This is a genomic window from Streptomyces sp. NBC_00878, from assembly GCF_026341515.1.
Classification (GTDB): domain Bacteria; phylum Actinomycetota; class Actinomycetes; order Streptomycetales; family Streptomycetaceae; genus Streptomyces.
The window spans coordinates 8,499,399-8,514,251 of sequence record NZ_JAPEOK010000001.1 but is presented as its reverse complement, the minus strand read 5'-3'; the positions used below and the strand labels follow the sequence as shown (position 1 = coordinate 8,514,251).

Below are 14,853 nucleotides of genomic sequence, written 5' to 3'. Positions count from 1 at the left end.
AGAGGGCGGTATCCGCGCGCCTCACTCCGCGATGCCCACCACCAGCCAGATGAAGGCCGCACCCGCGATCGTGCACAGAAGTGTGGAGCGCGCCGGGTGTTCGTGGTGGGCCTCGGGGAGGATCTCGGCGGCGGCGAGATACAGCAGCGCGCCGCCGAAGAAGCCGAGATAGCCGCCGAGCAGATGCTCGGGGATCGTGAAGAGAAGCGTCGAGGCGGCGCCCACCACCGGTGCCGCCGCGTCCGCGAACAGCATCGCGATCGCCTTGCGGCGGGCGTTCCCGTACAGCGTCGTGATCGTGTACGTGTTGAAGCCGTCCGCGAAGTCGTGGGCGATCACGGCGACGGCCACGGCCGCTCCCATGCCGCCGCCGACCTGGAAGGCCGCGCCGATCGCGACGCCGTCCATCGCGCTGTGGCCGACCATCGCGGCGGCGGCCGTCAGGCCCACCTCGGGCGCGCGGCCGTCGTGCTCCTCAGCCCCGTGCGCCGCCTGTCGTGCGGCCAGCAGGCGTTCCACCAGGTGCGCCAGCAGGAAGCCCGCCACGAACAGCAGCAGCGCGGCCGGGACGCCGAAGATCTCGTCACCCGCCGCGTCGAGCGCCTCCGGCAGCAGATCCAGGCCGACGACGCCCAGCATCAGACCGCCTGCCAGACCGAGGACGAGGTGGCGGCGGTCGGTGACGCGTTGCGCCGTCCAGCCGCCGGCCAGCGTCATGAGGAACGCGCCGAGCGCGACGAACACCGCCATAGGCCCTTGCTATCCGATCAACCCGTGTTCACGCACGTCCGCCGCACGCCCGAGCCCGCACGGCTTCCGGAATACGTGTGATGACGTCCCGAAGCGCCCCCGAAACCCCCTGCGTTACCCGTAGCGATACCCGCAGCACCCGTAGGAGAGGACCCCATCCCATGGCCGATGCCCCCACCGGCAAGGTGACCTTCGTCGGGGCCGGGCCCGGTGCCGCCGACCTGCTGACGTTCCGTGCCGCGCGCGCCATCGCCGAGGCCGACGTCGTGATCTGGGCGGCCAGCCTGGTACAGGCCGAGGTTCTCGAACACGCGCGTGAGGGAGCCGAGATCCTGGACTCGGCGACGATGTCGTTGGAGGACGTCGTCGCCGTGTACGAACGCGCCGCCGAGACCGGGCTGAGAGTCGCCCGGATCCACTCCGGCGACCCCGCGCTCTGGGGCGGTACGCAGGAACAGGCCGACCGGTGCGCGGAGATCGGCATCGAGACCGAGATCGTGCCCGGCGTCTCCTCCTTCTCGGCCGTCGCCGCGCTCGCCCAGCGTGAGCTGACCATCCCCGAGGTCGCGCAGTCCGTGATCCTCACCCGGCTCGGCGGCGGCAAGACGCCGATGCCGCCCGGGGAGGAAGTACGGGAGTTCGCGCGGCACGGCACGACGATGGCGCTGTTCCTGTCGGCCGCCCGCAGCGGACAGCTCGTACGGGAGCTGCTGGAGGGCGGTTATCCGACGTCGACGCCGGTCGTGGTCGCGTACCAGGCGACCTGGCCGGAGGAGCTGATCGTGAAGTGCACGATCGGCACGCTGGAGGAGACCGTCAAGGAGCACAAGCTCTGGAAGCACACGCTGTTCCTGGTCGGCCCGGCCCTCGACGCACACGGCACGCGCTCGCACCTCTACCACCCCGGCCACTTCCACGGTTTCCGAAAGGCCGATCCGGAGGCCCGCAGGGCGCTGCGGACACAGGGTGCACAGGGTGCACAGGGTACACAGGGCGTTCAGGGTGCGCGAGGTACTCAGGGTGTCACTCCGTGATCACCGTCGTCGGTACGGGTACGGGGGCGCCCCTTTCGCCGGACGCCGGGGCCGCGTTGGCCGGGGCGGGGCTCGTCGTGGGCGGCCGACGCCATCTGGCCGCCGCGACGACGATGCCGGACACGGCCGAGCGAGTCGTCCTCGGTCCGCTCGCGCCCGCCCTCGACGCGATCGAGCAGTATCTGGAGAAGCCCGCGGACCAGGGGCGAGTTGTCGTGCTGGCCTCCGGGGACCCCGGGTTCTTCGGGATCGTCCGGGCGCTCGCGGAGCGTTTCGGGGCCGACCGGCTGGCGGTCCACCCGGGGGTGTCGTCCGTCGCCACCGCCTTCGCGCGGCTCGGGCTGACCTGGGACGACGCGGTGGTCGTGAGCGCGCACGGGCGTGCTCTGCGGACCGCCGTGAACGTCTGCCGGGCCCACCCCAAGGTGGCGGTGCTGACGGGGCCGGGCTCCGGACCCGCGGAACTCGGGGCCGCGCTCCGGTCGAGCGGGCGGGTGTTGGTGGTTGCTTCGGCGCTGGGGGCGGGCGCGGACTCGGGCACTGGCTCGGGTGCCAGTACCGGCACCGGCACCGGCACCGCCCCGGACTCGGGCTCCGCCTCGCAGTCCGGGGAGCGGGTCGAGCGGGTCACGCCCGCCGAGGCCGCCGCCCGCGACTGGGGGCCGGCGGTGAGCGTCGTGCTCTGTCTCGACGAGTCACGCGTCCTCTCCCCCGTGCGTACGATCGCGGGGCCGCCGCCCGGACCCGCCCAATGGGCCCTGGACGAGGGTGAGTTCACCCACCGGGACTCGATGATCACCAAGTTCGAGGTACGGGCGCTGGCGCTGGCCCGGCTCGGGCCGCGGCTCGGTGAGCACGTGTGGGACATCGGCGCGGGCTCCGGCTCGGTGGCCGTGGAATGCGCACGGCTCGGGGCCGCCGTGACCGCCGTGGAGAAGACCCTGGACGGTGTGGAACGGGTCCGCGCCAACGCCGCCGCGCACGGGGTCGACGTGACCGCCGTGCACGGCGCCGCGCCGACCGTGCTGTCCGACCTGCCCGACCCCGACGCCGTGTTCATCGGCGGGGGCGGCCGGGAACTGCCCGCCATCGTGACCGCCTGTGCCCGACGGGCGCGGCGGTCGGTCGTCGTGGCGATGGCCGCCCTCGACCGGGTTCCGGCGGTCCGGGACGCGCTGGTCGCGGCCGGGCTCGACTGTGACGGCGTACTGCTGCAGTCGTCCCGGCTGGCGCCGCTGCCGGGGGATGTCACCCGGCTCGCGGCGACCAATCCCGTTTTCCTGCTGTGGGGCGTCCGGCCTCCGGCGCGCGATGAAGGAGTTGCTCAGTGATCGGCCTGATTTCCGCGACGGCCGCCGGTTCGGCGGGCTGTCAGCGGGTGGCCTCGGCCTGGCCGGGCCGTACCCGCGTGTACGAGGGGCCCGTGGGCGACGCCGTACGGCGGGCCTTCGCGGAGTGTGAGCAGCTTGTGTGCTTCCTCGCCACGGGAGCCGTGGTGCGGCTCGTCGCGCCGCTGCTCATCGACAAGGCGTCCGATCCCGGGATCGTGTGTGTCGACGAGGGCGGGCGGTTCGCGGTGTCCCTGGTCGGGGGCCACGGCGGTGGCGCCAATGAACTCGCCCGCGCGGTGGGCGAGTTGCTCGGTGCCGAACCCGTCGTGACGACGGCGACCGACTCCGTGGGTCTGCCGGGGCTCGACATGCTCGGCCTGCCGGTGGAAGGGGATGTGGCCGGGGTGTCCCGGGCCATGCTCGACGGGGAAGCAGTTGCACTGAAGGCCGACGTGGCCTGGCCGCTTCCGCCGCTTCGGGTCGCCGAGACCGGGGCGTACTCAATTCGCGTCAGTGACAGGGCTGTTGAGCCCGCCGAGAGTGAGGTCGTGCTCCGGCCGCCCTCTCTCGTCGTCGGCGTCGGTGCCTCCAAGGGCGCTCCTGTCGACGAGGTGCTCGGGCTCGTCGAGGACGCGCTCCGGGACGCCGGTCTTTCGGCGAAGTCCGTCGCCGAGTTCGCCACCGTGGACGCCAAGGCCGATGAGCCCGGCATTCTCGGAGCGGCCGAGCGGCTCGGGGTGCCCGTGGTGACGTACGGCGCCGAGGAGTTGGCGGCGGTCGACGTGCCGAACCCCTCGGACGCGCCCCTCGCCGCCGTCGGCACCCCGTCGGTGGCGGAGGCCGCCGCCCTGCTGCGCGGCGGCGAACTCCTGGTCCCCAAGCGCAAGTCGGCCGCGCGGCCAGCGATGGCGACCTGCGCCGTCGTACGCAGGCCGGTGCGCGGGCGGCTCGCGGTGGTCGGCCTCGGTCCCGGCGCCCGGGACCTGCTGACGCCCCGCGCGAAGGACGAGTTGCGCCGGGCCTCGGTGCTCGTCGGGCTCGACCAGTACGTCGACCAGATCCGCGACCTGCTCCTCCCGGGCACCCGGATCCTGGAGTCGGGGCTCGGCGCCGAGGAGGAGCGGGCCCGGACGGCCGTGGCCGAGGCCCGGCTCGGGCAGGCGGTCGCGCTGATCGGCAGCGGCGACGCGGGCGTGTACGCGATGGCGTCGCCCGCGCTCGCGGAGGCGTCCGACGACATCGACGTGGTCGGGGTGCCCGGGGTGACCGCCGCGCTCGCGGCCGGAGCGATCCTGGGCGCGCCGCTCGGCCACGACCATGTGTCGATCAGCCTCTCCGACCTGCACACACCGTGGGAGGTCATCGAGCGCCGGGTGCGCGCGGCGGCCGAGGCCGACATCGTCGTCACCTTCTACAACCCGCGCAGCCGGGGCCGCGACTGGCAGCTCCCGAAGGCGCTCACGATCCTCGCCCAGCACCGGAAGCCGACGACGCCCGTGGGAGTCGTACGCAACGCCTCGCGCCCCGACGAATCCAGCCGCCTGACCACCCTCTCCGGACTCGATCCGGCGACGGTGGACATGATGACGGTGGTGACCGTGGGCAACACGGCGACCCGTGAGATCGCCGGGCGTATGGTGACGCCGCGTGGCTACCGCTGGCAGGAGGAGTCCAAGTGAGCGCAGTGAGCGGGGTGTTCCCGGAGAACCGGATCACGGACCACGGGGCCCGAACCGTGGACCACGGGGCCCGGACCATGGACCACGGCGCCGGGACCATGGACCCCGGAGCCCGGACCATGGACCCCGGGGCCCGGATCGTGCACCCCATCGAGCAGGAGTCCTTCCGGCGGCTGCGGGCCCGCCTGGACACCTCGCACTTCCCGCCGCTGACCCGTGCCGTCGTGGAGCGGGTGATCCACTCCGCCGCCGACCTCGACTACGCGACCGACCTCGTGACCGACGAGGCCGCGCTGGAGAGGGCCCACCGGGCGCTGCACGACGGGGCGCCCGTCGTGGTGGACGTGGAGATGGTCGCGGCGGGCATCACCCGGCGCGACACCGTCTGCCGGCTCAAGGACGCCGTGTCCGGTCCGGGGCTGACCCGTTCGGCCCACGCGGTCCGGCTCGCGTACGAGCAGGTCGGGCCCGGTGCGATCTGGGTGATCGGCTGCGCCCCGACCGCGCTCGAAGAGCTGCTCACGCTGGACGCCGCTCCGGCGCTCGTCATCGGGCTGCCCGTCGGTTTCGTCGGCGCGGCCGAGTCCAAGGCCGCGCTCCGCGAGAGCGGGCTGCCCGCGGTCAGCAACGTGTCCGAGAAGGGCGGCTCGGCGGTCGCCGCGGCGGCGCTCAACGCCCTGCTGTACCACCCCGTGCCCCGGGCTGACTCCCAGTCCCAGTCCGAGTCCCGGGCTGACTCCCAGTCCCGGGCCGAGTCCTCGTTCCAGTCCAAGGAGAAATCGTGACCACCCCCGCCCCCGCCCTGCTCATCGCCGGACACGGCACCCGGGACGACGCGGGTGCCGAGGCCTTCCGTGACTTCGTACGCGAGCTGGGCCGCCGCAACCCCGGGCTGCCTGTCGCGGGCGGCTTCATCGAGCTGTCCCCGCCGCCGCTCGGCGAGGCCGTCGCCGAACTGGTCGAGCAGGGGGTGCGCCGGTTCGCCGCGGTCCCGCTGATGCTGGTGTCCGCCGGGCACGCCAAGGGCGACATCCCGGCCGCGCTGAGCCGTGAGAAGGAGCGGCACCCCGGGATCTCGTACACGTATGGGCGTCCGCTGGGCCCGCACCCGGCGTTGCTCACCGTGCTGGAGCGGCGGCTCGACGAGGCGCTCGGCGGCTCGGGGCGGACACCCGAGGACCGGGCCGCGGTGACCGTCCTGCTCGTCGGGCGCGGCTCGACCGACCCGGACGCCAACGCCGAAGTGCACAAGGCGGCGCGGTTGTTGTGGGAGGGGCGGGGTTACGCGGGCGTGGAGACGGCGTTCGTCTCGCTGGCCGCGCCGGACGTGCCGTCGGGCCTGGACCGCTGTGTGAAGCTGGGCGCGCGCCGGATCGTGGTACTCCCCTACTTCCTCTTCACGGGTATCCTCCCGGACCGGGTGCGGCAGCAGACCGAGGGGTGGGCGGCCGCGCATCCGGAGGTCGAGGTGGTCTCGGCCGACGTCATCGGGCCGGAGCCGGAACTGCTCGACCTGGTCATGGAGCGCTACCGGGAGGCGGTCGCGGGTGATCTGCGGATGAACTGCGACTCCTGCGTCTACCGCATCGCGCTGCCCGGCTTCGAGGACAAGGTGGGGCTCCCCCAGCAGCCGCACTTCCACCCGGACGACGACGGCCACCACGACGGCCACCACGACGGCGGGCACCACCACGGACATCACCACCACGACGGCCACGCACCCTCCCATGCGCACTGACAGGAACGACGGGGACGACATAGACGGCAGAGGCGGCCCGGGCGGATACCGCCCCGGCGGACACGGTGACGCGCACGACCTTCGGCACCACGGCGACGCCGAGGTGCGCGACGACGGCTCGGCGCTCGTCGACCTCGCGGTGAACGTCCGTGCGGGCACTCCGCCGGACTGGCTGCGCGCGCACGTCGCCGAGTCGCTGGACGGGCTGGCTGCCTATCCGGACGGGCGGGCCGCGCGGGCCGCGGTGGCGGCGCGGCACGGACTGCCCGTGGAGCGGGTGCTGCTCACGGCGGGCGCCGCCGAGGCCTTCGTGCTGCTGGCGCGCGCGCTGAAGGTCCGTCAACCCGTGGTCGTGCACCCGCAGTTCACCGAGCCGGAGGCGGCGCTGCGGGACGCCGGGCACACCGTGGACCGGGTGCTGCTGCGGGCCGAGGACGGCTTCCGGCTCGACCCGTCGGCCGTCCCCGAGGACGCGGACCTGGTCGTGATCGGCAACCCGACCAACCCCACGTCCGTCCTCCATCCGGCCGGGCGGATCGCCGAACTCGCCCGTCCCGGGCGGACGTTGGTGGTCGACGAAGCGTTCATGGACGCGGTTCCGGACGAGCGGGAGGCTCTCGCGGGGCGTACGGACGTGCCCGGTCTTGTGGTGCTGCGGAGCCTCACCAAGACGTGGGGGCTCGCGGGGCTGCGCATCGGGTACGTCCTGGCGTCACCCGAGACGATCGCGGAGCTCGAACGGGCCCAGCCGCTCTGGCCGGTGTCCACGCCCGCCCTCGCCGCCGCCGAGGCCTGTACGACTCCGCGGGCGCTGGCGGAACAGGAGGACGCGGCTCGTCGCATCGCCACCGACCGTGCCCATCTGGTCGCCGGACTCAGGGAGTTCGCGTCCGACGGCGTCCGTGTCGTGGAGCCCGCCGAGGGCCCCTTCGTCCTCATCGGGCTCCCCGGGGCGGCGGCCGTCCGCACCCGGCTGCGCCGGCTGGGCTTCGCCGTGCGGCGCGGCGACACCTTCCCGGGGCTCGACGACACGTGGCTGCGCCTCGCGGTGCGCGACCGCTCGACGGTCAACCGCTTCCTCCAGGCGCTGGACCAGGCTCTGAGCCTGCGGGACTCCTGACCTCACCCGGGTGAGGTCAGGATGTTGCTCAGCCCCTCTTGCGGCGGGCCAGCATGACGGCTCCGGCGCCCGTCGCCAGCAGGGCGACCGCGCCGGCGGCCACGTACGGTGTCACTGAACTGCCGCCGGTCTCGGCGAGGTTGGACTCTTCGGTGGTCGCACCCTGCGGCTTCACCTCGACCGCGGGCTCGACGGGGTTCGAGGGGTCGGCGGACGCGGCGGGCGCGGCCGGGGTCTCGCAGGTGGCCTCGGCGAGGGTGACCGTGCCCTCGACCTCGGCCACGTTCAGCTTCAACGGGTTGATGGAGACCTTGAGTTGGAGTGCGGTGGCAGCGGCCGTACGCGTGGTGGTGCGGGTCGACGCCAGGTCGAGGCGCACCTCACCGACGCCGGGCACCTTCACCTCGGTCGGGCCACCGGCACTCACCGTGGTCTTCCTGCCGAGCACCGTCACCGCCCCCAGCGGGTTGGCGGAGGCGACCGGCTTCTCACCCGCCACGCAGACGGCCTTCGCGCTGACCTGTTCGACCTCGATGAGCGACAGCAGGGGCAGCCCCGGCACATGCACCTTCGCCTGGGCGAGGTGCACCGAGCCTTCGGCCTTCCGCGCGGAGACGGTCGCGCTCGACTTCGCGACCTCCGCGCCCAGCACGGTGAACGGCTGCCCCCCGTCGACTCCGTCCAACTTCGCGGTGAGCGTGGTCTCTTCGGCGCTCCGCGGTGCCTGGACGTCGTTGAGCGAGACCGTGAGCGGGACGTTCACGGACTTGTTGAGCAGGGAGACGTCGAGCCCGGTGCGCAGGACGACGGCACGCGCGCTTCCGTCGTCGTCGGTCGCGTGGGCCGAGCCCGCGCCGGCCAGGACCGCGGGACCGGCGGCCAGGACGGTGGCCGCCGCGGTGACGGCGAACCTGCGTGCGGGCATGCGAAAAGCGTTGCTGTTCAAGGTGGTGGGACCCCCACGGGAGACAGAACTGGAGACGCGACGCCGCCGGACGCTCCACTCACGGGGACCTGCGGGGAGCACCGACGGCGTCGATGCGGGAATCCTTACGCACGGAGAGTGAACAGTCAGCAAGCTGACGGGAGTTCACTCATACGTGGAGTTTCCGTGCGCTTCTTCGAATCACTCGGCACGCGCGTTCCTCATCTTCACCCGGATCCCCCCGGATCCACTCGGATCACTGAACCGGCTCGAACGCACCGGTTGACGCGCCGGGTCGCATGAAAACGTGCCAAACGAGCAGGCCAGGTGGCCGGTTACGCTCCGTCAACTCGGCATCCGGCGGCCTGCTCTCGCGAGAAACGTTCCTAGCCGACGACCTTGCCGTTCAGCACCACTCGCCGCGGCGCCGCCAGTACTCGTACGTCCGCCCGCGGATCCCCCTCGTACACGACGAGGTCGGCCGGTGCCCCTTCGTCCAGGCCCGGCCGTCCCAGCCAGGCCCGCGCGCCCCATGCCGTCGCCGAGAGCGCCTCGACGGGCGGGATCCCGGCCGTGACCAGCTCGGCGACCTCGCCCGCCACCAGGCCGTGCGCGAGCGAACCGCCCGCGTCGGTGCCGACGTACACCGGGACACCGGCGTCGTACGCGGCGCGCACGGTGTCGTAGCGGCGCTCGTGCAGCCGCCGCATGTGCGCCGACCACTGGGGGAACTTGGCCTCGCCGCCGGCCGCGAGCTGCGGGAACGTGGCGATGTTGACGAGGGTCGGGACGATGGCGACACCGCGTTCGGCGAAGAGCGGGATGGTGTCCTCGGTCAGACCGGTGGCGTGCTCGACGCAGTCGATGCCCGCCTCCACCAGGTCCCGCAGTGAGTCCTCGGCGAAGCAGTGCGCGGTGACCCGGGCGCCCAGACGGTGGGCCTCGGCGATCGCCGCCTCGACCGCGTCGCGCGGCCAGCAGGCGCCGAGGTCGCCCGTTTCACGGTTGAGCCAGTCTCCTACGAGTTTCACCCAGCCGTCGCCGCGGCGAGCCTCCTGGGCGACGTACGCGACGAGGTCGTCGGGCTCGATCTCGTGGGCATAGCCGCGGATGTAGCGGCGGGTGCGGGCGATGTGGCGGCCTGCCCTGATGATCTTCGGGAGGTCCGCGCGGTCGTCGATCCAGCGGGTGTCGGAGGGCGAGCCCGCGTCGCGGATGAGCAGGGTGCCGGCCTCCCGGTCGGTGAGGGCCTGCTTCTCGGCGATGTCGTCTGCGACGGGGCCACTGGGGCCGAGGCCCACGTGGCAGTGGGCGTCGACCAGGCCGGGTAGGGCCCAGCCGGTCACCGTACGGATGTCACGGGTGCCGGTGGGGCGCTCGTAGGTGATCTTTCCGCCGACGATCCAGAGTTCGTCCCTGGCGTCGTCCGGGCCGATGAGTACTCGGCCCTTTACGTGCAGTACCGCCTCATCGCTCATGGCTGCAGCTTAGTTCGGCGACTGCGGGTGGTTCTTGGCTGGTCGCGCCCACGCGGCGGAGCCGCAAATCGATACAGCCCCGCGCCCCTAGAGGCGCTTGCCCAGCTCGTCCGAGTTTCCTTCCTCCACGTCCGCCATCGCCGGGTCCAGTAGGCGGGACAGGAAGTGGCGGGTTCGCTCGTGGGTCGGGTTCGTGATGACCTGGGAGGGGGTGCCGTCCTCGACGATGACGCCGGCGTCCATGAAGACGACGCGGTCGGCGACCTCGCGGGCGAAGGTCATCTCGTGGGTGACGACCATCATCGTCATGCCCTCGCGCGCGAGCATCCGCATGACGGCGAGTACGTCCCCCACCAGCTCCGGGTCGAGGGCGGAGGTCGGCTCGTCGAAGAGCATCACCTCGGGGCCCATGGCGAGCGCGCGGGCGATGGCGACACGCTGCTGCTGACCGCCGGAGAGCGAGGCGGGGTACGCGTCCGCCTTCTCGGAGAGGCCGACCCGCCGGAGGTTCTCGGCGGCGACCTTCGCGGCCGCCTCCTTGTCGCGGCCGAGCACCCGGCGCTGCGGCAGCGTGAGGTTCTCGGTCACCGTCAGGTGCGGGAAGAGGTTGAACTGCTGGAAGACCATGCCGATCCGGCGGCGTACGGCGTCAATGTCCACGTCGGGGTGGGTCACTTCGGTGCCGCCGACGAAGACCTGGCCCTTGGTGGGCTCTTCGAGGAGGTTCACACAGCGCAGGAGCGTGGACTTGCCGGAGCCGGACGGGCCGATGACACACACGACCTCTCCGGAACCGACCTCCAGGTCGATGCCGCGCAGCACCTCGTTGTCACCGAACGCCTTGTGCAGGCCGCGGACCTGGATCTCCGGCGTGCCGCTCGCGTCCTTCGTGAGGGCCGGACTGCTCGTAGTGCTCACTTGGTGGCCTCCCCGGCCTTCGCCTCAAGGCGGCGTACGACGAAACCGAGCGGGATCGTGACCAGCAGGTAGCACAGGCCCGCCACCAGGATCGGTGTCGAGTTGGCCGTCTCGCTGGCCAGGTCGCGGCCGAACTTGGAGAGTTCGCGCTCCTCCAGCGTGACCCCGAGGAACAGCACCAGCGAGGAGTCCTTGAAGAGGAGCACCAACTCGTTGGTGAGCGGCGGGATCACGATGCGGAACGCCTGCGGAATGATGATCGAGACCATGGCCCGGGCATGCGAGAAGCCCAGCGAACGGGCCGCCTCCATCTGCCCCTTGGGCACGGCCTGAATGCCCGCGCGGATCGTCTCCGCCATGTACGCGGCCGCGACGAGACCGAGCGCGAGCGCGACCTTTCCGTACGTGCCGCCGGGGATCTCCGTGCCGGGGAACGCCAACGGCACGGCGACGCCCACGAAGATGAAGATCAGCAGGGCGGGCAGCCCGCGGAAGATCTCGATGTAGATGCCGGCCAGCCAGCGGTACGGGCCGACCGAGGAGAGCCGCATCAACGCGACGACCACACCGAGCGCGAGGCCGAAGACGAAGCCGGACACCGTGTAGAGGACGGTGTTCTTCAACGCCAGCGTGATGATGTCCGGGAACATCCGCTCGGCCAGGTCGACTTGAGCGAACTGGTTCTGCAGCTGCTCCCAGTCGGCCGTGACGCCGAAGGCGACCAGGGCTGCGACGAACACCGCGTACTGGACACCCCGCGACACGGCCCGCTTCTGACGTCTGGTCAGGCCGCTTCTGCGTGGCTGGACTTTGGTGTCCGTCCCACTCATGAGGCGGCGGACGGGGAAGCGGAGGCGGCGCCCGCCGCGTTCTCGTCGTATGGGCCGATCCACTTCTCGTACAGCTTCTTGTACGTGCCGTCGGCCTTCGCGTCCGCCAGCGCCTTGTTGATGGCGGCGAGGAGCTTGGTGTTGCCCTTCTTCACCGTGATGCCGTACTCCTCACCGGTGTTGATGTTGTCGGCGAGCTCGAAGGCGTCCGCGTTGGCCTTGTCCTTCAGCCAGCCCTGGACGACGGGGTAGTCGATGACGACGGCCTTGACCTGGCCGGTGCGCAGGCCGTTCAGCAGCGCGTCGGAGGACTCGAAGGAGACCGGGTTGAGGCCCTTGCCCTTCGCGAACTCCTCGCCGGTGGTCTGCGCCTGGGCGCCGACCTTCTTGCCCTTGAGGTCGGCGAGGGAGGATATGCCGCTCTTCTTGTCGGCCAGGACGGCCTGGGTGGCCTCGAAGTACGGGTCGGAGAAGTCGACGTTCTTCTTGCGCTCGTCGGTGATCGTCATGCCGGCCGCGGCGAGGTCGCACTGGCCGGCGTTGAGGGACCCGCCGGTCTTGAAGTTCTCGAAGGGCTGGTCGAGGATCGTCTGCTTCACGCCCAGGTCCGCGGCGACGAGGTCGATCACCGAGACGTCGAAGCCCTGCACCTTGCCGTCGATCTCCGACTGGAACGGCGGGTACGGCAGGTGCGTGCAGGTGGTGAGCTGTCCGCCCTTCACCAGCTCGACCCCGTTCGCGGTGGTCTTCTTGCCCCCGTCGTCGTCCGAAGAACAGCCCGCGACGAGCAGCAGCCCGGCCGTCGCGGTGGTGGCGGCCAGAATGCGGGTCCGGCGCCCGAGGACCATCTTCACGGGGGTTGACCTCCTGTGGGAGAACTGTGACTTCTGATTATAAGGAAAGGTTTGAGGTCCTCAAACCATTCCCATGGCTGATGAGCTGTCCAGCCTCAGAAGTCATCAGAAGTCATCAGTGGGGTGGGCGGGGAACCCGCCCGTTACGCTCGTGTGCGCCTACCCCGTGAGCGCCATCCGTGAACAGCGCTATCCGTAAACGAAGAGAGCACTGCTGTGACCCACCCCTTCCTGGACCTGGCGCCGCTGAGCGCCGCGCACTTCGCGTCGATCGAGGACCGCGTGGCGCGGCTGCTCTCCACCGAGCAGGACGTCGTGATCATGCAGGGCGAGGCTCTGCTGCCGCTGGAGGGTGCCATTCGCGGCGCCGCCGGCCCCGGCACGACGGCTCTCAACGTGATCACCGGTCCGTACGGGCAGACGTTCGGCGACTGGCTGCGGGACTGCGGTGCGACGGTGCACGATCTGGCCGTCCCCTTCCACACGGCGGTCACGGCCGCGCATATCCGCGAGGCCCTCACCGAGCACCCGGAGATCGACTTCGTCTCCCTGGTCCACGCGGAGGCCGCCACCGGCAACACGAACCCGGTCGCGGAGATCGGCGAGGTCGTACGGGCGCACGGGGCCCTGTTCTACCTGGACGCGGTAGCGTCGATCGGTGCGGAGCCGGTGCGGCCGGACGCGTGGGGCGTGGACCTGTGTGTGATCGGCGCCCAGAAGGCGATGGGCGGGCCCGCCGGTGTCTCCGCGGTCTCGGTGAGCGAGCGTGCCTGGACCCGTATGTCCGCCAACCCGTATGCTCCCCGGCGCTCCTACCTCTCCCTCCTGGACTGGAAGGAGCGCTGGACCGACGCCGGGCGCCGGACTCTGCCGCACGCTCCGGCCCAGCTGGAGATGCTCGCGCTGGAGGCGTGTGTCCAGCGCATCGAGGCCGAGGGGCTCGACGCGGTGATGGCCCGCCATGCGGCGGCCTCGGCTGCCACCCGGGCGGGGGCGCTCGCGTTGGGGGCGGGGATCGAGCCGTACGTGTACGAGGCCCGGGACGCGGCGCCGGTGACCACCACGTTGCGTACGCCAGTCGGGGTCGACGCGTCCTGGGTGGTGGCCAGGGCGTTGGCCGCGGACCCGTCGTTGCCGCTGGCCGCGGGGGGCGGTGCCCTGGCCAAGGAGATGATCCGGGTCAACCACTACGGTCCCGCGGCAACGCTGGACTCCGTCCAGGCCTGTCTGTCAGCGCTGCGCGCGGCGTTGGCCGAGGACTGATCGCGTCTACGGGTGGGTGCGGACACGACCTAGGGGCGCAGCCCCTGCCTTCAAGGGGCGCGGGGAACTGCGCGACCAGCCCCCCACCCACCCGCGGAATGAACCCAGGCGATGAATACGTTCACGTTCGGAGCGGAGGGGGCCTCCGTGTTCCTCGTTCCTCCGAGTCGAAAGAGCCGAAGACATGCGCGTCGAGATCTGGAGCGACATCGCCTGCCCCTGGTGCTATGTGGGCAAGGCCCGCTTCGAGAAGGCGCTGGACGCCTTCCCGCACCGTGCCGACATCGAGGTGGTGCACCGCTCCTTCGAGCTCGACCCGGGCCGCGCCAAGGGCGACATCCAGCCGGTCCTCAAGATGCTGACCAAGAAGTACGGCATGAGCGAGGCGCAGGCGAAGGCCGGTGAGGAGAACCTCGGCACGCAGGCCGCCGCCGAGGGCCTGGCGTACCGCACCGAGGGCCGCGACCACGGCAACACCTTCGACATGCACCGGCTGCTGCACCTCGCGAAGGAGCGGGGCCGGCAGGACGAGCTGATCGGGCTGTTCTACAAGGCGAACTTCGCCGAGGAGCGGACCGTCTTCGACGACGACGAGCGGCTCGTGGAGCTGGCCGTCGCCGCCGGACTCGACGCCGACGAGAGCCGCAAGGTGCTCGCCGACCCGGCCGCGTACGCCGAAGAGGTCCGCGCCGACGAGCGCGAGGCGGCCGAGCTGGGCGCGAACGGCGTGCCGTTCTTCGTCCTGGACCGCAAGTACGGCGTCTCGGGCGCCCAGTCCGCCGAGGTCTTCGCGCAGGCCCTGGCTCAGGCATGGAGCAGCCACGCGCCGCTCAAGCTGATCCAGCAGGACGACGCGGAGGCGTGCGGCCCCGACGGATGCGCGGTGCCGCAGCACTGACGGGGACGGAAAAGCGCAGGTCGGGGCCGATCTAT

General features: G+C 71.7%; 14 protein-coding genes. 8 read left to right on the top strand and 6 right to left on the bottom strand.

Annotated elements, in window-relative coordinates; genetic code table 11:
* Positions 1 to 21: 21 nt before the first annotated feature.
* Positions 22 to 750, bottom strand: a complete 729-nt coding sequence (locus OHA11_RS36935) for a ZIP family metal transporter (RefSeq protein ID WP_266503717.1) — start codon at positions 748 to 750, stop codon at positions 22 to 24.
* 161 nt (positions 751 to 911) lie between these two features.
* On the opposite strand from OHA11_RS36935, the gene cobM reads away from it, so the two are divergent.
* The 6 genes from cobM to cobC all read left to right on the top strand — a co-directional run bounded on the left by cobM (position 912) and on the right by cobC (position 7,652).
* On the top strand, positions 912 to 1,784 hold the full coding sequence (gene cobM / locus OHA11_RS36930) for a precorrin-4 C(11)-methyltransferase (RefSeq protein ID WP_266503714.1): 873 nt from the start codon (positions 912 to 914) through the stop codon (positions 1,782 to 1,784).
* The gene (gene cbiE, locus OHA11_RS36925) at positions 1,781 to 3,115 is read left to right on the top strand and encodes a precorrin-6y C5,15-methyltransferase (decarboxylating) subunit CbiE (protein ID WP_266503712.1); all 1,335 of its coding nucleotides are present in this window, start codon (positions 1,781 to 1,783) and stop codon (positions 3,113 to 3,115) included. Before cobM ends, cbiE begins: the two co-directional genes overlap by 4 nt.
* On the top strand, positions 3,112 to 4,794 hold the full coding sequence (gene cobJ, locus OHA11_RS36920) for a precorrin-3B C(17)-methyltransferase (protein WP_266503711.1): 1,683 nt from the start codon (positions 3,112 to 3,114) through the stop codon (positions 4,792 to 4,794). Before cbiE ends, cobJ begins: the two co-directional genes overlap by 4 nt.
* A 119-nt stretch (positions 4,795 to 4,913) precedes the next feature.
* The gene (locus OHA11_RS36915; protein WP_266507702.1) at positions 4,914 to 5,579 is read left to right on the top strand and encodes a precorrin-8X methylmutase; all 666 of its coding nucleotides are present in this window, start codon (positions 4,914 to 4,916) and stop codon (positions 5,577 to 5,579) included.
* The gene (locus OHA11_RS36910; RefSeq protein ID WP_266503709.1) at positions 5,576 to 6,532 is read left to right on the top strand and encodes a sirohydrochlorin chelatase; all 957 of its coding nucleotides are present in this window, start codon (positions 5,576 to 5,578) and stop codon (positions 6,530 to 6,532) included. Before OHA11_RS36915 ends, OHA11_RS36910 begins: the two co-directional genes overlap by 4 nt.
* Complete coding sequence (gene cobC / locus OHA11_RS36905) at positions 6,522 to 7,652, top strand: Rv2231c family pyridoxal phosphate-dependent protein CobC (RefSeq protein WP_266503707.1); 1,131 nt, start codon at positions 6,522 to 6,524, stop codon at positions 7,650 to 7,652. Before OHA11_RS36910 ends, cobC begins: the two co-directional genes overlap by 11 nt.
* A gap of 28 nt (positions 7,653 to 7,680) precedes the next feature.
* Here the strand turns inward: cobC and OHA11_RS36900 are convergent, their stop codons facing one another.
* The 5 genes from OHA11_RS36900 to OHA11_RS36880 form a co-directional block, all read right to left on the bottom strand.
* The gene (locus tag OHA11_RS36900; RefSeq protein ID WP_266503706.1) at positions 7,681 to 8,598 is read right to left on the bottom strand and encodes an SCO1860 family LAETG-anchored protein; all 918 of its coding nucleotides are present in this window, start codon (positions 8,596 to 8,598) and stop codon (positions 7,681 to 7,683) included.
* Positions 8,599 to 8,963: 365 nt separating this feature from the next.
* A complete protein-coding gene (locus tag OHA11_RS36895; RefSeq protein WP_266503704.1) occupies positions 8,964 to 10,055 on the bottom strand; it encodes an amidohydrolase family protein in 1,092 nt (363 codons plus the stop codon).
* Positions 10,056 to 10,142: 87 nt separating this feature from the next.
* Entirely contained in the window at positions 10,143 to 10,973 is an 831-nt protein-coding gene (locus OHA11_RS36890; protein WP_323186725.1) for an amino acid ABC transporter ATP-binding protein, read from the bottom strand.
* Complete coding sequence (locus tag OHA11_RS36885; RefSeq protein ID WP_266503702.1) at positions 10,970 to 11,803, bottom strand: amino acid ABC transporter permease; 834 nt, start codon at positions 11,801 to 11,803, stop codon at positions 10,970 to 10,972. Before OHA11_RS36885 ends, OHA11_RS36890 begins: the two co-directional genes overlap by 4 nt.
* Positions 11,800 to 12,657 carry a transporter substrate-binding domain-containing protein gene (locus tag OHA11_RS36880; RefSeq protein WP_266503701.1) on the bottom strand — a complete coding sequence of 286 codons (858 nt, stop codon included), beginning with the start codon at positions 12,655 to 12,657 and terminating at the stop codon, positions 11,800 to 11,802. Before OHA11_RS36880 ends, OHA11_RS36885 begins: the two co-directional genes overlap by 4 nt.
* Positions 12,658 to 12,873: 216 nt before the next feature.
* On the opposite strand from OHA11_RS36880, the gene OHA11_RS36875 reads away from it, so the two are divergent.
* A complete protein-coding gene (locus tag OHA11_RS36875; RefSeq protein ID WP_266503700.1) occupies positions 12,874 to 13,920 on the top strand; it encodes an alanine--glyoxylate aminotransferase family protein in 1,047 nt (348 codons plus the stop codon).
* Between the two features lie 184 nt (positions 13,921 to 14,104).
* On the top strand, positions 14,105 to 14,818 hold the full coding sequence (locus OHA11_RS36870; RefSeq protein WP_266503698.1) for a DsbA family oxidoreductase: 714 nt from the start codon (positions 14,105 to 14,107) through the stop codon (positions 14,816 to 14,818).
* The last annotated feature ends 35 nt before the right edge of the window (positions 14,819 to 14,853 follow it).